We start from the raw sequence: 21,337 nt of genomic DNA on the forward strand, positions 1-21,337 counted from the left end.
GGCACGTCGATGAAGCGAGAGGACGCCGCTGGCGGCGCCCCGACGGGCCGAGGTCTCAGCGCCTAGGGCTGGAAGGCCTCGGCGCGATGGACGACGTCGCCGCCGACCATGGTCATCAGCACTCGGGTCTCGGAGATGTCTTCGGCCGGGATCTCGAACAGGTTCCGGTCGAGGACCAGCAGGTCGGCGAGCTTGCCGACCGCGAGCGAGCCGGTGACCTCGTCCTGGTGCATGGCGTAGGCGGCATTCAGGGTGATGCCGCGGATCGCCGCGTCCAGCGACAGGGCCTGCTGCTCGGCGTTGAGGTCGCCGGCGTAGGCCGGGAACTCCGGCCCCCAGTCGGCCTCGCGCAGCACCGCCGCCTCGAGGGCGAACCAGTGGTCGAGCGGGTCCACCGGGTAGTCGCTGCCGTAGGCGATCTTCGCCCCCGCCGCGGCGAGCTCGCCCTCCGGCTCGTAGCCGGCCCAGCGCTCGGCGCCGAGGTAAGGCTTCACCGCATCGGTAGAGTCCGGTGCCGGCTTGGCCCATTGGTAGGACATCACCGGCACCACCCCGAGCCCCGCGAAGCGCTCGTGATCGGCGGCGTCGACCAGCTCGGCGTGGGACATCAGCGGGCGCGAGTCGCCGGGGCGGTCGTAGCCGCTGGCCTGCGTCGCGGTGGCGTCGGCATCCCGCAGCATGGCGAAGGCATCCAGGGTGTTGCGCACCGCGCGGTCGCCGATGGAGTGGATCTGCGTCTGATAGCCGCGCTCGGCGAACCGGGTCGCCATCTCGCCCAGGGTCGCGGCATCGATGTAGGCCTCGCCGCGGTTGTCGCCGGGCTGCCAGTCCGGCGCCGCCTCGCTGCCGGCGTTGACGCGGTAGGGCTCGAGCAGCGCCGCGGTCTGGGTCGGCGCCTGCAGGATGCCGTCGGCCATCACCTCGCCGACGCCGGCCACCGCGACTCCGGGCTCGGCCACCAAACGCTCGCCCTGCTGCTCGCCGGGCCGCCAGGCGCGCACCTGCAGCGGCAGCTGTTCGGGGCGCTCGAAGGCCTCGCGGATGGCATCCAGCTCATCGATGAAGGTATCCAGCTCGTCGCCGGTCCTGGCGCCGGAGTCGATCAGGAAGTGGGCCCGAGCGGTCAGGCCGTGGGCCTCGCGCAACGCGGCGAACGCCGCCACCGTGTCGCCGTTCTCGCTCTGGGCCTGGAAGCTGGTGATGCCCTCCTGGCTCAGCGCCTGCATGCCGCGTCGCGCGGCCTCGACGGGGTCAACCGGCGGAGGCTCCGGCATCGCCCGGCGCACGAGGGCCAGGGCGCCATCCAGCAGCCAGCCGTTGGGCCTACCCTCCGCATCATGCTGGACCACACCATCCGCAGGATCGGGCGTGTCGGCGTCGATGCCGGCCAGTTCGAGGGCCCGTGAGTTGGCCAGCGCCGAGTGCCCCCACACGCCATTGACGACGATCGGCCGCTCGGTATCGAGGTCGTCCAACACGTTCCTGGTCACCGTCGTGCCGGGCGGGGACAGGAACTGCACGTACCAGTGATCGACCACCAGCCAGTCTTCGGGGCCCTCGCCGAACGCCGGTTCGTCGAGGCACGCCTCGAGGCGTGTGGTGAGCGCCTCGACGGTGAGCGGCCGATACTCGAGGCTACAGCGCGGCCGATCGATGGTGATGCCGTGGATATGGGCGTCCTGCAGCCCCGGCATCACCATCCTGCCGTCGAGGTCGATCACCCGGGTATCCGGGCCGATATGGTCCTCCACGCCGGCCTCGTCGCCGACGTAGACGATCACCCCATCGCGCACCGCCAGCGCCTCGGCGCTGGGGTGCTCGGCATCGACGGTGTAGAGGCTGCCGTCGCGCAGCACGGTATCGGCCGGCGTCGACGGCTCGGCGACGGCGCCGACGCTCAGGGTGGCCAGCGCGCCGGCCAGCAGGACGCGATTCGGCGTCGAAGTCTTGTTGGGCATTGTTGTTATCCTTCCGTTGATGGTGCGGGGTTCACGCCCCCCACGGGGACCAGGCGACGCTCAAGTGGTGAGCGTCATCCATACGCTCTTCAGGTCGGAGTACTCCTCCAGCGAGTGGTGGGACTTGTCGCGGCCGTTGCCCGACTGCTTGACGCCGCCGAAGGGCACCGTCTGATCCATGTCCGCCCAGTTGTTGACGAACACCTGCCCCGAGCGCAGCCGGCGCGTGACGCGCATGATGCGGTCGATGTCCTGGCTCCACAGCCCGGCCGCCAGGCCGTAGTCGCTGTCGTTGGCCAGCCGCACCGCCTCGTCCTCGCCGTCGAAGCCGAACACCGACAGCACCGGGCCGAAGATCTCCTCGCGGCCGATGGCCATGGCGTCGGTGACGCCGTCGAACACCGTCGGCGGGATGAACAGCCCCTTGCCCTCGATGGCGGTGGCCTCGCCGCCGGCGCGCAGGGTCGCACCCTCCTCCACGCCGCGGCGAATGTACTCGAGAATGCGGGCATGCTGGGTGTCATCGACGATGGCGCCCATAAAGCTGTCCGGGTCCAGCGGGTCGCCGGGCTGCATGCGCTCGGCGGCGGCCAGCACCTTCTCCACGAAGGCCTCGCGGATCGAGTTCTCGACCAGCAGCCGCGAGCCGGCGATGCACACCTCGCCCTGGTTGTGGAAGATCGCCCCGGCGGCGTGCTCGGCCACCCGGTCGAGGTCCTTGCAGTCGGCGAACACCAGGTTCGGGCTCTTGCCGCCGCACTCCAGGAACACCTTCTTGAGGTTCGACTGGCCGGCGTACTGCATCAGCTGCTTGCCGACCCCGGTGGAGCCGGTGAAGGCCAGGCAGTCGACGTCCATCGACAGCGCCAGGGCCTTGCCCACGCTGTGGCCGAAGCCCGGCAGCACCTGGAACACGCCCCGCGGCAGGCCGGCCTCGCGGGCCAGGCTGGCCAGGCGCAGCGCCGACAGCGGCGACTTCTCCGAGGGCTTCAAGATCACGCTGTTGCCGGCGGCGAGCGCCGGGGCGATCTTCCAGGCGGTCATCATCAGCGGGAAGTTCCACGGCACGATGGAGGCCACCACCCCCAGCGGCTCGCGCAGCACCAGGCCCAGGGCATCGTCGCCGGTGGGCGCCACCTCGCCGTAGAGCTTGTCGATGGACTCGGCGTGGTGGCGCAGGCAGCCGATGGCGCCGGCCATGTCGCCCAGCGAGCTGGAGACGGGCTTGCCCATGTCCAGGGTGTCGAGCAGCGCCAGCTCGTGCTTGTGGGCCTCCATCAGCGCGGCGAGCCGCAGCAGCACGGCCTTGCGCTGACCCGGGGCCAGGCGCGACCACTCGCCGCCCTCGAAGGCGCGCCGCGCGGCCGATACCGCCGCCGCGGCATCGGCGGCGTCGCAGCTCGCCACCTCGGCGAGTGCCTCGCCGGTGGCCGGATTGATCGTGGTCAGGGTCGCGCCGTCGGCGGCGTCGACGAAGGCGTCGTCGATACAGGCGCGGGTCTCGAGGCCTCGCTCGACCAGCGAGGCGGCCAGCGCCTGCCAGTCGGCGCGGGTCCGGGGAATTCGGCGATGTTCGGTCATAGGAAGCTCCCGTGATCAGGCCGGACGGTCGGCGCGGGCGACCATGGCGTCGCACAGTACCTGGGCGCCCAGGCTGCAGTGCTCCGGGGTGGCGTATTCGGCCTCGTTGTGGCTGATGCCGTCGCGGCAGGGGATGAAGATCATCGAGGTGGGGGCGACGCGGGACACGTAGACGGAGTCGTGCCCGGCGCCGCTCATCATGCGCCGCCAGGGCACCGCCTGGGCCTGGGTCGCGGCTTCCACCGCGGCGATGCACTCGGGGGCGAACTCCACCACCGGCGAGGCCCAGATCCGCCGCTGGGAGACGGCCACGCCGAAGGTCTCGCCGGCGGCGGCCAGCTCGCGCTCGAACAGCGCCTGGAGGGCGTCCAGCTCGGTTTCCACCACGTGGCGCAGGTCGACGGTGAGGCGCACCTCGCCGGGGATGACGTTGCGCGAGGCCGCCTCGATGTCCAGGCAACCGCAGGTGACCTTGGTGTCGCCGCTGGCGTCGGCCAGGGCGTGGGCCTGCAGGCGGTCGATCAGGCGCGCCGCCGCCGCCAGAGCATCGTGGCGCAGCCGCATCGGGGTGGGGCCGGCATGGGCCGACTGGCCGGTGAAGGTGACATCGAACCAGCGCATGCCCTGCACGCCGGTGACCACGCCGACGGATTCCCCGGCGTCCTCGAGCACCGGTCCCTGTTCGATGTGCAGCTCGAAGAAGCCGTCCAGCCGCGGCTCGCCCACCGGCAGGTCGCCGGCGAAGCCACAGGCCTCCAGGGCCTCGCCGAGGGTCACACCGTCGGCGTCGCGGCGGGCCAGGGTGTCCTCGACGGCGAACTCGCCGGCATAGGTGCCGGAGGCGACCATCGCCGGGGCGAAGCGGCTGCCCTCCTCGTTGGTCCACACCACCAGCTCCAGCGGGCGCTCGGTGACGATGCCCTGGTCGTGCAGGCTGCGGAACACCTCGAGCCCGGCCAGCACGCCGAGGATGCCGTCGAAGCGGCCGCCCTTGGGCTGGGTATCCAGGTGGCTGCCGGTGGCCACCGGCGCGAGGTCGTCGCGCCTGCCGGCGCGGCGGATAAAGAGGTTGCCGACCCGGTCGACCCGCCAGGTGCAGCCGATCGCCTCGCACCAGTCGAGCAGCAGGCGCCGGCCGGCGGCGTCCTCGGGGGTCAGCGCCAGGCGGCAGCTGCCGCCGTTGGCGGTGGGGCCGATCTCGGCCATGGCCATCAGCGTGTCCCACAGCCGCTGGCCGTCGATGGAAATCGTCATGGTGCGCCTCTCCGGTCGTTGTTCGTCATGCCAGCGACCTTACGAGGACGGCGCGAGTCCCCGATATACCCCAATCAGGATATGTCGCCCCCTGCCCAGGGCTAGCTAGGCTGACTCCACTCGATAGGAGGTATTGCCATGACCACAACAAGCACCCGTCCGACGACCGACCGCCCCGTCCTCGATGCCGAGACCCTGTGGCAGAAGGACAAGGATCATTTCATCCACCCCTTCACCGACTTCAGCGTCTTCCACGAGGAAGGCTGTGACCTGATCACCGACAGCGAGGGCATCTACGTCCAGGATGCCAAGGGCAACCGCTTCATCGACGGCATCGCCGGGCTGTGGTGCGTCAACGTCGGGCACGGCCGCGCCGAGATCGGTCAGGCCATGGCCGACCAGGCCACCCGCATGGCCTACTTCTCGACCTTCAACAACCTGTCCAACGCCCCGGCCGCGGAACTCTCCGCCAAGCTGGCCGAGCTGGCGCCGTCGCATCTCAATCACGTCTTCTACAGCTGCGGCGGCTCGACGGCCAACGACGCCACCATTCGCCTGGTGCACTACTACTTCAACCGTCTGGGCAAGCCGAACAAGAAGCGCATCCTGTCGCGCAACAACGCCTACCACGGCACCACCTACCTGGCCGCCACCCTGACCGGGATCGAGAGCAACAACTGGGAGTTCGACACCCTCGACCACCTGGTGACCCACCTCAGCGAGGCCAACTGCTATCGCCGCCCCGAGGGCATGAGCGAGGCCGAGTACTGCGATCACCTGGTGAAGGAGTTCGAGGACACCATCGCCGAGATCGGCGCCGACAACATCGCCGCCTTCATCGCCGAGCCGATCATGGGCGCCGGCGGCGTGCTGGTGGCGCCCGAGGGCTATCACAAGCGCATGCAGGCGGTGTGCCGCGCCAACGAGATCCTGTTCATCGCCGATGAGGTGGTGACCGGCTTCGGTCGCCTGGGGCACTTCTTCGCCTCCGAGGCCGTGTTCGAGACCCGGCCGGACATCATCAACTGCGCCAAGGGCCTGTCCTCCGGCTACGCGCCGCTGGGCGCCACCCTGATCTCCGACGAGCTCTACGAGGTGCTGGGTACCCCGCAGGGCAAGGGCGGCGTGCTGAGCACCGGCTTCACCTACTCCGGCCATCCGGTGAGCTGCGCGGCGGCGCTGAAGAGCATCGAGATCATCGAGCGCGAGGCGATCTGCGAGAATGTCCGCGAGGTGGGCCCCTATCTCGAGCAGCGACTCAAGACGCTCTCCCACCACGCCACCATCGGCAACGTGCGGGGCAGCCACTTCATGATGTGTCTCGAGAACGTGGCCGACAAGGACACCAAGGAGCTGCTGCCGGTGGAAGCCCGGGTCGGCGACCGCATCGCCGCCGAGGCCCAGAAGCGCGGCCTGATCATTCGTCCGGTGGGCCACCTGAACGTGATCTCGCCGACCCTGATCTGGAGCCGCGAGACCGTCGACACCGCGGTGGCGATCCTCGACGAGGCGCTGACGGCGGCCACGGAGTCACTCAAGGCCGACGGCTACCTGTAACTGCCAGCGCGGCGCCCACGCGGGCGCCGCGCGCCCATGACGACGCAAGACAACGACAATAGAGACTTTCCCCATGGATACCTATGGCGCCTGGAGCCTGATCCCCACCCTGGTGGTGCTGGGCATGGCTCTGCTGACCCGACGCACCATCGAATCCCTCATGGCCGGCACCCTGGTCGGCCTGCTGATGATCGACCCGACCACCGTGGTCACCCAGGGCTCCGACATCCTGCTCGGCGTGCTGGGCAACGACACCGTGACCTGGATCATCCTGGTCTGCGGCCTGTTCGGTAGCCTGATCGCCCTGCTGGTGAAGACCGGCGGGGTGCTCAGCTTCGGCGACGTGATGACCCGACGCATCCACAGCAAGCAGCACAGCCTTCTGACCACCTGGGTGCTGGGGCTGGTGATCTTCGTCGACGACTACCTGAATGCGCTGACCATCAGCGCCTCGATGAAGAAGATCACCGACCGCTTCAACATCTCCCGGGAGAAGCTGGCCTACATCGTCGACTCCACGGCGGCACCGGTATGCATCCTGGTGCCCTTCTCCACCTGGGCGGTGTTCTTCGCCGGCCTGCTGGAGGAGAACAACGTGACCGGCAACGGCATGGGGCTGTACATCGAGGCCATCCCCTACATGTTCTACGCCTGGGTGGCGGCTGCCATCGTGCCGCTGGTGGCGCTCGGCTGGATGCCCGACATCGGCCCGATGAAGGCCGCCGAGGCCCGCGCCGCCGGCGGCCAGCCGATGCCCGAGGGCGTCGACGACGCGGCCCTGGAAGTGGACGAGGACAAGCCGCGCCCGCACCTGATCAACTTCCTGCTGCCGATCGCCACCCTGATCTTCTTCACCTGGTACTTCGACATCGACATCCTGCGCGGCGTCATCGTGTCGCTGGCCGTGCTGCTGGTGCTGATCGGTGCCCAGCGGCTGCTCAGCTTCCACGAGACCTTCGACACCGCCCTGGACGGTTTCAAGGCGATGATCATGCCGCTCGGCACCCTGGTGGCCGGCTTCACCCTCAAGGAAGTCAACGACGTCCTGGGGCTGACCGACTTCGTGATCGCCACCGTCCAGCCGCTGATGACCTCCGGTTTGCTGCCGGCGGTGGTGTTCGTCACCATGGCCTTCCTGGCCTTCGCCACCGGTTCCTTCTGGGGGCTGTTCGCCGTGGCCATGCCCATCGTGCTGCCGCTGGCCTCGAGCGTCGACGCCAGCATGCCGCTGGTGGTGGGCGCACTGATCTCGGCCAGCGCCTTCGGCAGCCACGCCTGCTTCTACGGCGACTCCACCGTGCTCTCGGCCCAGGGCAGCGGCTGCACGCCGATGGCCCACGCCCTGACCCAGCTTCCCTACGTGCTGATTGCCGCCACCATCGCCACCGGTGTATTCCTGGTGGTCGGCCACCTGTGAGACCTGCCATGACGATGACATCTCCCCAGGGCGCCCCGGCGGGCGCCACCCCCGAGAGCCCGGCGGCCCAGGGCTTCGCCATGCCGGCCGAGTTCGCCCCCCATGACGCCTGCTGGATGCTGTGGCCCCAACGCCCCGACACCTGGCGCTACGGGGCCAAGCCGGCCCAGCAGGCCTTCGTCGAGGTGGCCACGGCCATCGCCGAGAGCGAGACGGTGTTCGTCGGCGTCAACGACGAGCAGTACGAGAACGCCCGCTTCCAGCTGCCCGACCACGTACGGGTGGTCGAGCTCTCCAGCAACGACGCCTGGATGCGCGATGTGGGCCCGACCTTCCTCACCCATCCGGACGGCCGCCTGGCCATGGTCGACTGGGAGTTCAACGCCTGGGGCGGCCTCGAGGGCGGGCTCTACTTCCCGTGGGACAAGGATCGCCGCATCCGCACCAAGATCGCCGAGATGCTCGGCATCGAGCGCTTCGTGGCGCCGGTGGTTCTGGAAGGCGGGGCCATCCACGTGGACGGCGAGGGCACCCTGCTGACCACCGAGGAGTGCCTGCTCAACGCCAACCGCAATCCGGACCTGTCGAAGGCCGAGATGGAGCGGGTGCTGTGCGACACCCTGGGCGTGGAGAAGGTGATCTGGCTGCCCCGCGGCTGCCACCTCGACGAGACCGACGGCCACGTCGACAACCTGGCCTGCTTCGTGGCGCCCGGCGAGGTGGCCCTGACCTGGACCGACGACGAGGCCGACCCCCAGCACGCCATCTCGCGGGAGGCGCTGGCCGTGCTGGAGGGCGCCACCGACGCCCGGGGCCGAGGGCTGACGGTGCACAAGCTGCCCCAGCCCGGGCCGCTGCATATCGGCGAGGACGAGGCCAGCGGCATCGATCGCCTGAGCCACTCCCACCCGCGGCGCCCCGGCGACCGCATGGCCGGCTCCTACGTCAACTTCTACATCGGCAATTCGGTGGTGGCGATGCCGCTGCTCGACCCCGCCCGGGACGACGAGGCCCGCGCCATCCTCCAAGGGCTGTTCCCGACGCACCGGGTGATCGGCGTGCCGGCCCGGGAGATCCTGCTCGGCGGCGGCAACATCCACTGCATCACCCAGCAGCAGCCCCGCCCCTGAACCGCCCTGCCGCCACCGCTCGTCGGCGGCGGCCCTTGTCTTTCCCTTCCCATGGCCTGCGCCATCGCCGTTCTCGACACACGCCTCCCGAGCCGCGAGCTCCGGCCCCTTCGGCGCGGGGCCACCGCGGCACGCAAATAAAAAAACATTGTTCTGAAACTTATCGCCCCGCCACGCCTCCAAACGGAGGACTGCCATCGTAAGGAGACCACCATGCAACGACTGATGATGATTCTGGCCGCCGCCATCCTGACGACCGCCCTGGCCGGCTGCGGCACCACCACCGGCGAACGGGCCCTGAGCGGGGCCGGCGTCGGCGCCGCGGTGGGCGCCGGGGCGGCCGCCGCCACCGGCGGCAGCATCACCCGCGGGGCGGTGATCGGCGGCGGCGTGGGGGCGGCCACCGGCGCGGCCACCGACTCGGACGACATCGACCTCAACCGCTATCGCTGAGCCCGCTCAGCGGCAGACCCGATAGCCGCCCATGGCGAGATGGAAGTGATCGGCATGGGCGGCGTTGTAGTCGGGGCCCAGCACGGTGCCGAAGACGTCGCAGGCGCCCTCGCGGGCTCGCCGCAGGAACGCCCCCGCGGCGTCGTCCTCGCCCCAGTCGCGGCGCAGCTCGATGCGCCGACCGTCACGTTGGCATCCAGAGGTGGCTACCTATGAGCTCGCTCTCAGATGGCCATGTTGATGTACTTGGTCTCGAGGTAGTCCTCGATGCCCTGGTGGGCGCCTTCGCGTCCCAGCCCGGACGCCTTGACGCCACCGAAGGGCGCCTCGCAGGTTGAAAGGTGCCCATTGTTGATACCCACCATGCCGTAGTCCAGGTCTTCTGACATGCGCCAGGCACGACCGAGATCCCGCGTATAGCAGTAGGCCGCCAGGCCGGACTCGGTGTCGTTGGCCATACGCAGGACCTCCTCCTCTTCGTGGAAGCGGAACACCGGGGCCAATGGTCCGAAGGTCTCCTCGGAAAAGCACGCCATATCCGGGGTGGCGTCGGCGATCACCGCCGGGGACAGGAAGTTGCCGGACAGTCGCTCGCCGCCGTAATGCAGCTGGCCACCCTTGGCCAATGCGTCACGCAGCTGCGCCTCGACCTTATCGGCGGCGACGGCGTCGATCAGCGGCCCGACGGTCACGCCCTCCTCATGCCCCGGCCCGACCCTGAGCTCGGCGACCCTGATAGCTAGACGTTCGACGAAGGCGTCATAGAGGCCAGCCTGGACGAAGATACGGTTGGCGCACACGCAGGTCTGACCAGCATTGCGGAACTTGGCCTGAATTACGCCTTCGATGGCCCTCTCCAGGTCGGCATCGTCGAAGACGATGAAGGGGGCATTACCCCCGAGTTCCATGGACACCTTCTTGACGGTATCGGCGCATTGGCGAAGGAGCAGCTTACCGACGGGGGTGGAGCCGGTGAAGGTCAGCTTGCGCACCTTGGGGCTGGAGGTCATGGCACCACCGATGGCATGAGCATCACCGGTGACCACGTTGACCACACCGGCCGGGATGCCGGCACGTAAGGCCAGTTCCCCCATCGCCAGGGCCGAATACGGGGTTTGCTCCGCCGGCTTGATCACGATGGTGCAGCCGGCGGCGAGCGCCGGGCCGGCCTTGCGGGCGATCATTGCGGCCGGGAAGTTCCAGGGAGTGATCGCGGCACACACGCCGACCGGTTGCTTGACCACCATCAGGCGGCGGTCGCTCATGGGACTCGGGATCGTCTCGCCATAGGTACGGCGGCCTTCCTCGGCGAACCACTCCAGGAAGCTGGCAGCGTAGGCGATCTCGCCTCGGGCCTCGGCCAGCGGCTTGCCTTGCTCGGCGGTCATCAGCAGGGCCAGGTCCTCCTGGTGGTCCAGCATAAGGTCGTGCCAGTGGCGCAGCAGTACGGCACGCTCCTTGGCGGTCTTGCGGCGCCATTCGATCATGGCGCGCTCGGCGCCGGCGATGGCGTGCAGGGTTTCGGCCTCGCCCAGGTGCGGCACCTGGCCGATCACACTGCCATCGGCCGGATTGGTGACGTCATCGGTGGCGCCATCGTCGGCACCAACCCAACTGCCATCGATCAGGCATTGTTGGCGCAGCAGATCCTTGTCCTTGAGATTGAGCATGAGGAGCTCCTGTTGAATCATGGCATTGCGCCGGCTCAGCCGGCGAGCAGTGGTTCGAGGCGACCGGCGACGACCCCTATTCGCAGGTGAGTCGCTCCGGAGATATCGGTTTTCAGGCGTTAGACATGGGCCATTGCCAAGACGGGCGGCGACACGAATGCCATCCGTCAGGATTTATCTTCCAGCCCCGCCGGGGCGAACCCGGAAAGCAAGAGATCCAACCTGGACACGGGGTTACCTAGCAGCTCTGCACGATCCTTGCGAAGCACGGCATGGCGTACCATGGTGCCGCCCAGGAAACGAAACGGCTCGGGGGGGAAGTTTCTGCTCGAGCGATCAACCAAGCTGCAGTTGGCCCAGGCATCATCGCGTTCGAGCGCCAAGCCGGCGAGTATTCTGCCACCAAGCCGGCTAGGGCCCACCCCGTTACCACTCCAGCCGATGCCGTAAAAAATATTCTCGGTCCCTTTCAGGTGGCCAAAGAGCGGCAGGCTGTCATAGGTACGATCGATAGGCCCGGACCAGCCATGGGTCAGGCCAGCATGACCTAAACTGGGAAAGGTTTGCCTGAGATCCTCTTCGGCGAGCCTCTGGTCACACTTGTTGTCACTGAAGCTGCCATCGATTCTTGAGGCGTAGGAGAGCGACCCCGTCCCCTTGCCGAACGCAACCCGTTCGTCAGGCGTCGCGCGACAATAGTCGACCAACAGCTGCGAATCCGTAATGGATGCGCCACTGTCCCATCCAAGCCTGGCCAGTTCCTCGGGGACCGGCTCCGTCACCACCACCGAGCTGCCCACGACGGCCATTTTCTTTCTCAGCTCGGGTATCGCCGTTGACCATGCATTGGTGGCGAGCACAACCTTGCCCGCATGCACTCTTCCGCGTGCCGTGCTCAGTTGTACCGGGGAGCCGGGGATGATCTCCTCCACCCCGCTGCCCTCCATGATGTCTACGCCTGCCTCGATAGCCACGCGCCGCATGCCACGCACGAGCGCCGCCGGCTGAACCGTTGCATTGCTGCGCTCATATACCCCGGCGATATGCCTGTCCGACCCCGTGCGTTTGGCAATCTCCGACCTCGGCACGCGCTCGAAGGGCGTCACCCCCAAGCGTTCACAGGCTTGCAGCGTGCCTTCCCAAGCATTGGCGTGTGCTTCGCAGGTCGCGGTCCACAACCAACCACCCTGATGGAAGGCCGCCTCGATGTTGTGGCGTTGACAAAATTCGCCAAGCTCCGTGATGGCGTCTTCGGCGGATTTCCCGAGAAACAGCGCCTGTTCGGTCTTGCAGAACGACATCAACGACTGGATCTTGGGCCACCAGGACATGACGAGCCCGCCATTTCGGCCTGAGGCCCCGCCGCCGCAGATATCCTGCTCCAGAATGACCACTCGGCAGTCCGGCTCATGTTCCTTGATGGTCAGGGCAGTCCAAAGACCCACGAATCCGCCGCCAACAATAGCTATATCCGCCGTCGTGTCACCCGACAGCGCGTTGGCAGCACAGGCCGATGGCTCTGCCTGCTGCATCCAGAAACTTCGCTTTAGCGGTGTGGCAAGGGAGATCTTCATATGCTCGGCTCCTTTATCAAGACACTCTGATGAAAAGCGGAAACATGACTGGGGCTTCGGGGTGGGAGAGGGGAACTCATCTGTGAACCTTCGATGCTTGACGAACCGGCATTTGGAGTTTGGCCTGGCGACCGTAGATACGCCTCACCTGCCAGAAGGCCAGCAGCCCCAGGCAGAACAGCGAGACTCCATAACCGATCGACAGCAGGCTCTCGCCGCTGAGCAGCGTGAACTCTCGCCCCAACGCCTCGGCATAGGGAATGGCATAGAAGGCCACCAGCAACCCCGCAATGGCCACGCTGGCGACCATGACCAGCAGCGGCCAGGCCAGGGTCTTCCTGACCTCGATGGGGTCGAGTTCCTCTGCCGGCGTGCGGTGGAGCGAGTCGAAATAGGCCAGGGCGGCGTCGCGAGGCCGGGTGAAGCAGGTGATGGCGACGATGCAGGCCAGATTGCCGACGAAGCCCAGGATGAAGGGGTCCAGATAGACCGGCAGCGCGACCAGGCCGGCCTGGTCCAGCAACTTGGTGGCGATATTGACCACGAAGCCGACCAGCATGCCCACGAAGGCGGCGGGCGCGGTAATACGGCGGTTCCACACGCTCAGGAATGCCACGGGGGCCCAGGCGGAAGCAAACAGGGTGCCGGCGAAGTAGGTGATCCACATCACCGCCGGCGGCTGGAAGTAGGCTAGCAACAAGGTGCCCGTGGCGGCGGCGAACATGATGAGGCGGCTGAAACGCAGGGACTTCTTTTCGTCGCGGCGCGACGCCTGGAGAATGTCGTTGGAGACGCTGAAGCCGATCAGCGACAGGAAGGTCGAGCAGGAAGACAGCGCGGCGGCCATGATCCCCGAGATCAACAGCGTGCCGAGCAAGGGCGGCATCATGTTCATGCCGGCCCATACCATGACGCGCTCGGAGGGGGTGATGTCCGGGTTGGCCAGGTTGATGGCCGCGCCTCCGAACATCAGCACCACGTAGAGGCTTGCCAGCACCAGGGTGGCGATGCATGCCGAGCGCATCACCACATGCTCGCTCCTGGCCATCAGGTAACGACTGGTCTGCCAGGGACTGACCGCCAGCACCAGCGACCAGGACACGCCGAGTACCAGCGCCCAGATCAATGCCTCGCCACCCGAGGCCCAGTAGGCAGCCTCACCGGTCAGACCATGCCAGGAGATAATGCCAGGCTTGGCCTCGAAGTTGGCAAGGGCCGTCAGGGTTGACTGCCAACTGCCGCCCTCGCCGAACAGGTAGGGCAGTGCCAGGACCGAGACCAGCGAGAACAGCAGGAACATGAGGGTATCGGTCAGCACGACCCCACTTGAACCGGAATAGAGCGTGAAGACCATGTAGCCGAGCCACATCAGGCCCAGCGCCACGCCATAGGGAATGCCGACCACGTCGGCGATCAGGAGCGATCCTCCCTGAGTCACGCCCAGCAGGTAGGCGGTCAGGCCGATCACGGTGGTGCCCCCGGCCAGCACCTGCATGGCGCGGGAATCGAAACGCTTGGCAAAGAACTCGGGAAGAGTCAGGCAGCGGCTGCGGCGCACGAAGCGACCGAAGAACACCGCCCCGATGACGTAGCCGGTGTTCTGGAGCGCCACCAGCGCCAGCATCAGAAACGCATACCCCTCATAGGCGAAGCCGGTCTCGGCAAGAAAGGCGGTAGTACTCAGGAAGCTGGCGATGAGGGTGCCCACGATGAGCAGCGACGGCGCACGACGCCCCGCCACGAAGTAGTCATCCAGTCCCTTGACCTTGCGCCCGGCATAGTTGCCGACCAGGAGGTAGACCGCGAGGCTGACCAGCAGTCCCCAGAAGTAAATACTCATAAGATGTCCTTGTAATAGTGGATGGGTGGCGGCACAGGATATCTATTTAAGTGAAAAAAATATCTTGTTTTTTCATTTATAAAGATAATACTTTGGTTTAACTTCCGTTGTGGTGACATGTGTGGCAGGATATGCCATGCTCACATCGCCCTAGGACGACAGGACCACGCATGGCCAGCACCACCCAGCTTCAGGGCGCGCGGATCCGCAGCCTGCGCAAGCTCAAGGGCCTCACCCTGATACAACTATCCCAACGTACCGGGCTCTCCCACGGTTATCTGAGCCAGATCGAGCGGGGCATCAGTCAGCCCTCGGTGGCCTCTCTCGTGGAGGTCGCCCAGGCGCTCGGCGTCACCATGCAATGGCTGTTTTCGGATCCGAAGGAGGGGCAACAGGGAGAGCAGCGCCAGCCCGACGGACGACTGGTCAAAAAAGATCAACGCATCGAGATCGAGTACCAGGACGGGATCGTCGACCAGTTGCTGACGCCCCGCAGCAACAATAATCTGGAAGTGATCTATTCGGTTTGCCCACCCGGCACCCGGAGTGAGCCCTACTCTCACAAGGGACATGAAGCACTATTGGTGCTGAAGGGAGAGCTGGAACTCGAGGTCTCGGGCGACACCTACACCCTCGAGGAGGGTGACTGCATATCGTTCACCAGCAGTGAGCCTCACGCTCATCGTAATGCCGGGAATACGGAAGCAATACTCATCTGGTTCGTGACGCCAGCGTCATTCTAGCAGTGCTCCTCCCTATTCCTTCTTCCTTCCCGACTTCCAGCGTTACTGCGTCACAAATATCGTAATTTACTGCAAGAGCATATCCTGATTCACTGAAACAGGCATCCGGTGCAGCATGGTGATGGAATCACTCATGCTGCACTTCCCTGTGGCCGGCAGCCTTCAGGTACGGTAGGCAGGCCTGCGCCGTAGCGACCGACAGCTCACGACGATCGCAGTTGCCCTGCTTGCGGATCTCTCCGCAATACCCGCGAACTGATGCCCACCGAATGCGGCCCGCTGGCCGATGTCTCATCGCCACCGTATCGACCGAATAGACGCAGGCAGGCAGAAGGCCTCACGACCGAACGGCCGGAGCTACCGAGACACCGGGTGTGTGCCCTGCAGGCCAGTGTCGGTACCCGGTGAAACTCTACATCTACACCCCAATCCTAGAGGCGACGAGGCTCACGCATAGTGATGATCGCGCCACAACGAACTTCAATCTATTGAGATTAAAGACAAAACAAAGATTTCACGTATAGAGAAAATATAAAATTCTTTAAAGATCTATTGATATTCAAAAATAATATTAATGAGCAAAGCCGGGTGACAATATCACTATAAATAATTGTTTTTAAAGAATTTAATATAATGCCTAGCCCCAAGGCCCGGTGGGTAGTGGTAAAACCTTAGTGAAATTTTATTGACATAATTTCTCTATAGGTCTAATTTCCAGGGTGCTGTTCGTGAGGATTCCAAATTACAAGACGGAACAGAGGAGTAACACAACATGTGGCGAGTCGGCGTAGATGTCGGAGGGACTTTTACGGACCTGTTTGCTTGGGAAGAGGGTACAGGCAAGCAAGTCACGGCAAAGGTTCTTACCACCAAACAAGATCGCTCCATCGCAGTTCTCGAAGCGATTCATAAAGCTGGCATTGATATTTCAGATGTATCACATCTGATGCATGGCACCACCACGGCCACCAATGCCCTGATTGAGCGTAGCTATCCCGATGCAGGCTTTATAACGACAGAAGGTTTTCGCGATACGATCGAAATTGGTCGACAGCATCGTGAGCTTCTATACGATCCTTATCAGACCAAACCCAAGCCCATCGTAAGACGCCGGTATCGCTTCACTGTACCGGAGCGAACCAACGTCAAGGGCGAAACGGATCGTCCACTGGACGAGGCCGCCGCTCATGAGGTGGCTAAAAAAATTCGCGATGCCGGAATACAATCGGTTGGCATCGGTTTCATCAACTCCTATGTCAGCGGTAAGCATGAGGAGCAGATGCGTGAAATTCTGCTCGAACATTGTCCGGATATTCACGTTGTGTTGTCGGCAGAAACGCGCCCGGTATTCCGAGAGCATGGCCGATTCACGACAACTGCAATTCGCGCCGCCTGTATGCCGGTGATGTCGAAATACATGGACGATCTGGAAGCTCGTCTGAAGAAAAATGATTTCGAAGGTAAGCTGCTCATTCTCAAGAGTAGTGGCGGGGTAATGTCGGCTGAGATGGCCCGACAACACCCGGAAGACATGCTTGAATCGGGACCCGCCGGTGGCGTTGCCTATGCAGGCTACCTGTCAAAGTTGAGCGGGTTTGACAACATCCTGCATTCTGATGTTGGCGGAACCAGTTTCGATGTCTCCATCGTCGAGCATGGCAAGGGTCTGATTACGCGCAATCACGAACTGGAATGGGAGGTGCCCGTCGTTGTCCCGATGCTCGATATCCATAGTGTCGGCGCAGGCGGTGGCTCCATCGGCTGGGTGGATCAAGGCGGCTCCCTGAGAGTCGGACCGCACAGTGCGGGCTCCGAACCAGGGCCGGTATGTTACGGCAAAGGAGGGGACAAGCCGACCATCACGGATGCCAACTTGCTGCTGGGGCGCCTGGAGCCCACTCTTGGCGGTAAGATGGCCCTTGATACCGAGGCTGCCGGGAAAGCGATGTCCCACTTGGCGGAAGATATTGGGCTGTCCATGCTGGCGACTGCCGAGGGCATGATTCGCATCGGCTGCGAATATATGGCGCAAGCGGTGAAAAAGATGTTGATTTCACGGGGGCGTGATCCGCGAGACTTCATTTTTGCCAGCTTCGGTGGTGCCGGCGCCTTGCACGCGTGCATGGTGGCAAAATCGATGAATATTCCCAAGGTCATCGTTCCTCCCTATGCCGGTGTTGCCTCAGCGTTTGGTGCTACGGCAATGGACTTGCGACAGGACCTGGAGAACTTTTACTACTCTCCCGTTAAAGATGCGAACCTCGGAAAGGTTAACGAGATCCTTGCCGAGCTGGAAGTGAAGGCTAAGGCTACCCTGGCTGATCAAGGCATCAATAACGAAAGTGATGTCGAGCTGATTCGGACAGCACAGATGCGCTATGTTGGTCAGTCCTATGAGGTGGAAACGCCCATTCCCGATGGAGAGTTGACAGCCGATAGCTTAACTGGAATTGAAGAAGAGTTTCATGCCGCCCATATGCGGGAGTTCGGTGTTAGCTCAGAGGATTTTGATCCTGCCTTCGTATCTTTCGGTGTTACCGCCATTGGCAAGATGGACTCACCGCCTCCCGCAGAGATAGGACAGTCAAACGATGATGATGTCCTCAAGACTATTCGTGATGTGTATTTTGACGGGAACTGGGTTCAGTGCAAGGTCTATAATGGCGAGGCAATGGGGGAAGGCTTCGAAATTGAAGGGCCAGCTATTATCGAATACGACCATGCCTGTACGGTGATGCCACCCGACACGCATGCTGTTGTTAATGACATGGGCGCATTGGTGATTACTGTCGGATAATAAAATCAAGGAGTTAGTCATGAGCAATCAAGCCGTGAAAAACAACATTGATAACGATATAGACCCTATCACTTTTGAGGTGATGCGCAGCATCTTCGAATATGCCAGCGATCGCATGGCAGCGGTACTGCAACGCTCATCCTTCTCGCCAATTTTGGCGGATATGCTGGATTTCTCCAACGCGATTTATGATGCTGACTTACAGCTTTTGAGCCAAGCCGCAAACTGTCCCGTGCATTTGGCTGCAATGAAATTCAGCGCTGAGGAAGCCGTCAAAAGCATCGGGAAAGACCATGTGAATGAAGGCGATGTGCTGCTGGTCAATGATCCGTACCGTGGCGGCACTCATATCAACGACATTTCTTTCATCAAGCCAATTTTTTATGAAAATGAATTGATCGGCTACGGTGTTAGCAGGGGTCACTGGATGGATCTCGGGGGTGGTGGCGCAGGCGGGCAAGCCTTCAGTACTCATATTGCGGCAGAAGGATTGCGTTTGCCTCCTTTGAAAATTTTTTCAAAGGGAAAGATTAATGAGGATGTGTTGTCCATCATGATGAACAACACTCGGACCCCGCATTTCGTCAAAGGAGATCTTCAGGCGCACTTGGGCTGCCTTAGAGGTGCCGAGCAGGAGTTACAGAGAGCGTGTGAACGCTATGGTATCGACACGGTAAAGAAAGCCATGAAGAAGATCCAGGCTTATACCGAAAGGATGATTCGAGAGAGTATCAAGAAGATTCCTAACGGCATCTATGAGGCCGAGGATTACGCCGATACTGATGGAATCAATGAAGAGCGGGTAAAGATCAAGGTGAAGCTTGAGATCGAAGACACCTTGATAAAAGTCGATTTTGAGGGTACCGATCCTATTTGCCAGGGTGCAATCAATTCACCTCATGCCAATACGGTATCTGCAGCACTCTACTCGCTACAGTTCTTCTTGGCGCCTGATGCGCCCCAGAACCAGGGCATGTTCAATCCCATCGAAGTCGTCTTGCCGGAAGGCTGTTGGCTGAATGCTCAATGGCCAGCGCCGACGATTGCTTGTACGACGCTGACATCGGCGAAAATCACTAGTGCTATCTGGCAGGCGCTGGCCAAAGCGATTCCCGATAAGGTCACCGGCTCTACTTGTGCGGAGGCAAACTGGTTTGTTGCCAGCTGTACTTCACCCGACGGTAAGACGGACGTATTTTCGGACTTGCCCGCCGGGGGCTGGGGAGGGACCCCCTATGCCGACGGGATGAGCGTTACGATGGATCCTCTTGGCAACTGTATGAACATGCCCGCAGAAACCGCGGAGTTGTTTTTCCCGATTGCCTACGAGGCGTTTGAGCTCAGAAAGGATTCCGCCGGTGCTGGATGTCATCGTGGTGGCTTAGGAGCCGTTTTCAAGGTACGCTTCCTGGGCAGCGGCGAGCTGGGCATGGAAACCTCACGAACGCTCGAAGGTAGTCCTGGCTCGGCAGGAGGTTTGCCCAGCGTTGTGCAGCGGGCCAGCCATCTCTATGCCGACGGGGCTGTGGAGGTTATCGGCGGTAGGGACCCTGGCGGAAACTGGAAGAATCCGCTGCTGTCATCACATAAATTCAACTCCAATGATGTATTTATGTTTGAGAGTACTGGCGGAGGAGGCTGGGGAAACCCGATGACTCGCTCGGTACAGGAAGTGGTTGACGATGTTCTGGACGAATATATCAGCATTGATGCAGCGAGAAAACACTATGGTGTCGCTATTGATCCTGAGACAATGCTGGTTGATGAATCGGCGACTTCAACATTGAGAGGCTAGTGGTGAAGGCGTAATTTAAGTTGGAAATCATACGATCCCCATGCTGCTCAAGCATGGGGATCGTCTATTTTAATAGTCGGTCGTTTCAGTATTGCTGGGTCTGAAGAATTGCTGCTTTACGCTCTGCGGTATAACGTGCGTTAACAGATAGGGCAGTCGAGACATCACGATCAGTCCACCTTATTCATGAGACCTACCTGAAAATGAAGATGGCGAGTGATTTTCTCTTGTAGCATCAAAATGTTCCTCGCAGAACACGGTTCAAGAGGACCACCCGCCATGGGTGAATGGCCAATAACCACCTGGACGCCCTCCTGCAACGGCTCTGTCTGTGTCGAGCTGAGCGGCCAGGCCACCACCAGCGACCGCGGCGCTCTGCTGCTGCGTGAAGCCCTCGATAACAGCGGCGTGATCGAGACTCTGGAGGACAACCTGGTCGACCCGAGCGATCCGCTCTGGCCGGCTGCGGCAGCATCACCCGCGGGGCGGTGATCGGCGGCGGCGTGGGCGCGGCCACCGACTCGGATGACATCGACCTCAACCGCTATCGCTGAGCCCGCTCAGCGGCAGACCCGATAGCCGCCCATGGCGAGATGGAAGTGATCGGCATGGGCGGCGTTGTAGTCGGGGCCCAGCACGGTGCCGAAGACGTCGCAGGCGCCCTCGCGGGCTCGCCGCAGGAACGCCCCCGCGGCGTCGTCCTCGCCCCAGTCGCGGCGCAGCTCGATGCGCCGACCGTCGTCGAGCCGATAGGCCGCCACGTCCAGTGCCTCCGCAGTGGCATGCTGGCTGCGCCGCCCCTGCTCGCGACCGTAGATGTTGCGGCAGGCGAAGCTGCCGTAGTGTTCGACCCTGGCCACGGACTGACCGAACAGCGCCCGGGCGGCGGGCTGCAGGCGATGATGCTCGTAGCGCAGCCAGGCCACCGCCAGCGGGCAGGTGGCCACGAAGCTCGAGCCGAAGGCGACCCCCGCCCGCTCGAGCCGCACCACGTTCTCGAGCGGACAGCCCGCCACCGGGGTGTGATCGTCCAGCGGCACATAGGAGAGCGCGGCCTCGGGGGCTCGAGCCAGCACCGCCAGGCAAGCCTCGCGGTCGCCCTGCAGGCGACCGAGCTTCCAGCGCGTCACCGGGGTCAGCGGGTCCTCCACCGCCAGCGGCCGCCAGGGATCCCAGCCGACGGGCAGCGTCCAGGCGCCCTTGTCGAAGGCGATGCCGACGCCGACCAGCCCCAACAGCAAGACCAGGCTCCTCCCGCGCATACCGCTCCCCTTGACTCCCATGTCCCGATCGCGGCGCCAGCCTGCTCGCCGCGCCCCCAGGCTACAGCACCAGGCTGACGATCAGCGCCGAGCCGCCGACCACCAGGGCGGTGATCACGGCCAGGGCGACCAGGCGATCCAGCCAGCGGTCGAGGCCCGTCCAGTCGAAGCGTCGTCGCGCGCGACGACGCGTGGCCCCCCGGCGGCGTGACGGGGGGCGGGAGCGCGAGGCAGCCATCAGCGAAGTCCATTTTGCATCCTATGGATCGAGCTTACGGGGGCAAGCGCCGCGAGGCCAGCACCCCA

The 21,337-nt window shown here is 63.7% G+C and carries 15 protein-coding genes and 2 pseudogenes; 8 read left to right on the forward strand and 9 right to left on the reverse strand.

All coding sequences use genetic code 11. The annotated features are described in order from the left end of the window. Positions 1-62: 62 nt before the first annotated feature. Genes ACXAFN_RS05655 through ACXAFN_RS05665 form a run of 3 tightly spaced genes read right to left on the reverse strand, consistent with a single transcriptional unit; the run spans position 63 to position 4,793 of the window. Positions 63-1,958 carry an amidohydrolase gene (locus ACXAFN_RS05655; protein ID WP_474986940.1) on the reverse strand — a complete coding sequence of 632 codons (1,896 nt, stop codon included), beginning with the start codon at positions 1,956-1,958 and terminating at the stop codon, positions 63-65. Positions 1,959-2,018: 60 nt separating this feature from the next. Further along, positions 2,019-3,539 carry an aldehyde dehydrogenase gene (locus ACXAFN_RS05660; protein WP_474986942.1) on the reverse strand — a complete coding sequence of 507 codons (1,521 nt, stop codon included), beginning with the start codon at positions 3,537-3,539 and terminating at the stop codon, positions 2,019-2,021. A 15-nt stretch (positions 3,540-3,554) separates the two neighbouring features. Next, positions 3,555-4,793 (reverse strand): M20 family metallo-hydrolase, encoded by a 1,239-nt coding sequence (locus ACXAFN_RS05665; protein WP_474986944.1) that lies wholly within the window; start codon positions 4,791-4,793, stop codon positions 3,555-3,557. Between the two features lie 138 nt (positions 4,794-4,931). On the opposite strand from ACXAFN_RS05665, the gene ACXAFN_RS05670 reads away from it, so the two are divergent. The 4 genes from ACXAFN_RS05670 to ACXAFN_RS05685 all read left to right on the forward strand — a co-directional run bounded on the left by ACXAFN_RS05670 (position 4,932) and on the right by ACXAFN_RS05685 (position 9,350). Continuing rightward, on the forward strand, positions 4,932-6,350 hold the full coding sequence (locus tag ACXAFN_RS05670) for an aminotransferase (protein ID WP_474986946.1): 1,419 nt from the start codon (positions 4,932-4,934) through the stop codon (positions 6,348-6,350). Positions 6,351-6,423: 73 nt separating this feature from the next. Continuing rightward, entirely contained in the window at positions 6,424-7,767 is a 1,344-nt protein-coding gene (locus ACXAFN_RS05675) for a Na+/H+ antiporter NhaC family protein (RefSeq protein WP_474986948.1), read from the forward strand. A 14-nt stretch (positions 7,768-7,781) separates the two neighbouring features. Beyond that, on the forward strand, positions 7,782-8,897 hold the full coding sequence (gene aguA / locus ACXAFN_RS05680) for an agmatine deiminase (protein ID WP_474987474.1): 1,116 nt from the start codon (positions 7,782-7,784) through the stop codon (positions 8,895-8,897). Positions 8,898-9,110: 213 nt separating this feature from the next. Further along, positions 9,111-9,350, forward strand: a complete 240-nt coding sequence (locus tag ACXAFN_RS05685; protein ID WP_474986950.1) for a hypothetical protein — start codon at positions 9,111-9,113, stop codon at positions 9,348-9,350. A gap of 6 nt (positions 9,351-9,356) precedes the next feature. On the opposite strand, the pseudogene ACXAFN_RS05690 reads toward ACXAFN_RS05685, so the two are convergent. From ACXAFN_RS05690 to ACXAFN_RS05705, 4 genes and pseudogenes are all read right to left on the reverse strand, one after another. Continuing rightward, positions 9,357-9,527: pseudogene (locus ACXAFN_RS05690) on the reverse strand (extensin family protein); the annotation flags it as partial. A 47-nt stretch (positions 9,528-9,574) separates the two neighbouring features. Then, a complete protein-coding gene (locus ACXAFN_RS05695) occupies positions 9,575-11,020 on the reverse strand; it encodes an NAD-dependent succinate-semialdehyde dehydrogenase (RefSeq protein WP_474986952.1) in 1,446 nt (481 codons plus the stop codon). Positions 11,021-11,187: 167 nt separating this feature from the next. After that, complete coding sequence (locus ACXAFN_RS05700; protein ID WP_474986954.1) at positions 11,188-12,594, reverse strand: NAD(P)/FAD-dependent oxidoreductase; 1,407 nt, start codon at positions 12,592-12,594, stop codon at positions 11,188-11,190. A gap of 76 nt (positions 12,595-12,670) precedes the next feature. Then, a complete protein-coding gene (locus ACXAFN_RS05705) occupies positions 12,671-14,434 on the reverse strand; it encodes a sodium:solute symporter family protein (RefSeq protein ID WP_474986956.1) in 1,764 nt (587 codons plus the stop codon). 170 nt (positions 14,435-14,604) lie between these two features. Between ACXAFN_RS05705 and ACXAFN_RS05710 the strand changes: the two genes are divergently transcribed. The 4 genes and pseudogenes from ACXAFN_RS05710 to ACXAFN_RS05725 all read left to right on the forward strand — a co-directional run. Next, positions 14,605-15,177, forward strand: a complete 573-nt coding sequence (locus ACXAFN_RS05710) for a helix-turn-helix domain-containing protein (RefSeq protein WP_474986958.1) — start codon at positions 14,605-14,607, stop codon at positions 15,175-15,177. 772 nt (positions 15,178-15,949) lie between these two features. Beyond that, positions 15,950-17,974, forward strand: coding sequence for a hydantoinase/oxoprolinase family protein (locus ACXAFN_RS05715; RefSeq protein WP_474986960.1), 2,025 nt, complete (start codon positions 15,950-15,952; stop codon positions 17,972-17,974). Positions 17,975-17,993: 19 nt separating this feature from the next. Next, positions 17,994-19,769 carry a hydantoinase B/oxoprolinase family protein gene (locus ACXAFN_RS05720; protein ID WP_474986962.1) on the forward strand — a complete coding sequence of 592 codons (1,776 nt, stop codon included), beginning with the start codon at positions 17,994-17,996 and terminating at the stop codon, positions 19,767-19,769. A gap of 240 nt (positions 19,770-20,009) precedes the next feature. Beyond that, positions 20,010-20,225 (forward strand): annotated as a pseudogene (locus ACXAFN_RS05725) (hypothetical protein); the annotation flags it as partial. A 104-nt stretch (positions 20,226-20,329) separates the two neighbouring features. Here the strand turns inward: ACXAFN_RS05725 and ACXAFN_RS05730 are convergent. Beyond that, positions 20,330-21,031 carry an extensin-like domain-containing protein gene (locus tag ACXAFN_RS05730; protein ID WP_474986964.1) on the reverse strand — a complete coding sequence of 234 codons (702 nt, stop codon included), beginning with the start codon at positions 21,029-21,031 and terminating at the stop codon, positions 20,330-20,332. Positions 21,032-21,092: 61 nt separating this feature from the next. Continuing rightward, the gene (locus tag ACXAFN_RS05735) at positions 21,093-21,269 is read right to left on the reverse strand and encodes a hypothetical protein (RefSeq protein ID WP_474986965.1); all 177 of its coding nucleotides are present in this window, start codon (positions 21,267-21,269) and stop codon (positions 21,093-21,095) included. Positions 21,270-21,337 lie beyond the last annotated feature (68 nt).

It is taken from the genome of Halomonas sp. ABH4_019 (genome assembly GCF_056159885.1).

What these genes read in the sequence shown, in the direction of transcription:
- ACXAFN_RS05655 (WP_474986940.1), bottom strand. Translation starts at nt 1,958, where the DNA reads ATGCCCAACAAGACTTCGACGCCGAATCGCGTCCTGCTGGCCGGCGCG.
- ACXAFN_RS05660 (WP_474986942.1), bottom strand. Translation starts at nt 3,539, where the DNA reads ATGACCGAACATCGCCGAATTCCCCGGACCCGCGCCGACTGGCAGGCG.
- ACXAFN_RS05665 (WP_474986944.1), bottom strand. Translation starts at nt 4,793, where the DNA reads ATGACGATTTCCATCGACGGCCAGCGGCTGTGGGACACGCTGATGGCC.
- ACXAFN_RS05670 (WP_474986946.1), top strand. Translation starts at nt 4,932, where the DNA reads ATGACCACAACAAGCACCCGTCCGACGACCGACCGCCCCGTCCTCGAT.
- ACXAFN_RS05675 (WP_474986948.1), top strand. Translation starts at nt 6,424, where the DNA reads ATGGATACCTATGGCGCCTGGAGCCTGATCCCCACCCTGGTGGTGCTG.
- aguA (WP_474987474.1), top strand. Translation starts at nt 7,782, where the DNA reads ATGACATCTCCCCAGGGCGCCCCGGCGGGCGCCACCCCCGAGAGCCCG.
- ACXAFN_RS05685 (WP_474986950.1), top strand. Translation starts at nt 9,111, where the DNA reads ATGCAACGACTGATGATGATTCTGGCCGCCGCCATCCTGACGACCGCC.
- ACXAFN_RS05695 (WP_474986952.1), bottom strand. Translation starts at nt 11,020, where the DNA reads ATGCTCAATCTCAAGGACAAGGATCTGCTGCGCCAACAATGCCTGATC.
- ACXAFN_RS05700 (WP_474986954.1), bottom strand. Translation starts at nt 12,594, where the DNA reads ATGAAGATCTCCCTTGCCACACCGCTAAAGCGAAGTTTCTGGATGCAG.
- ACXAFN_RS05705 (WP_474986956.1), bottom strand. Translation starts at nt 14,434, where the DNA reads ATGAGTATTTACTTCTGGGGACTGCTGGTCAGCCTCGCGGTCTACCTC.
- ACXAFN_RS05710 (WP_474986958.1), top strand. Translation starts at nt 14,605, where the DNA reads ATGGCCAGCACCACCCAGCTTCAGGGCGCGCGGATCCGCAGCCTGCGC.
- ACXAFN_RS05715 (WP_474986960.1), top strand. Translation starts at nt 15,950, where the DNA reads ATGTGGCGAGTCGGCGTAGATGTCGGAGGGACTTTTACGGACCTGTTT.
- ACXAFN_RS05720 (WP_474986962.1), top strand. Translation starts at nt 17,994, where the DNA reads ATGAGCAATCAAGCCGTGAAAAACAACATTGATAACGATATAGACCCT.
- ACXAFN_RS05730 (WP_474986964.1), bottom strand. Translation starts at nt 21,031, where the DNA reads ATGCGCGGGAGGAGCCTGGTCTTGCTGTTGGGGCTGGTCGGCGTCGGC.
- ACXAFN_RS05735 (WP_474986965.1), bottom strand. Translation starts at nt 21,269, where the DNA reads ATGGCTGCCTCGCGCTCCCGCCCCCCGTCACGCCGCCGGGGGGCCACG.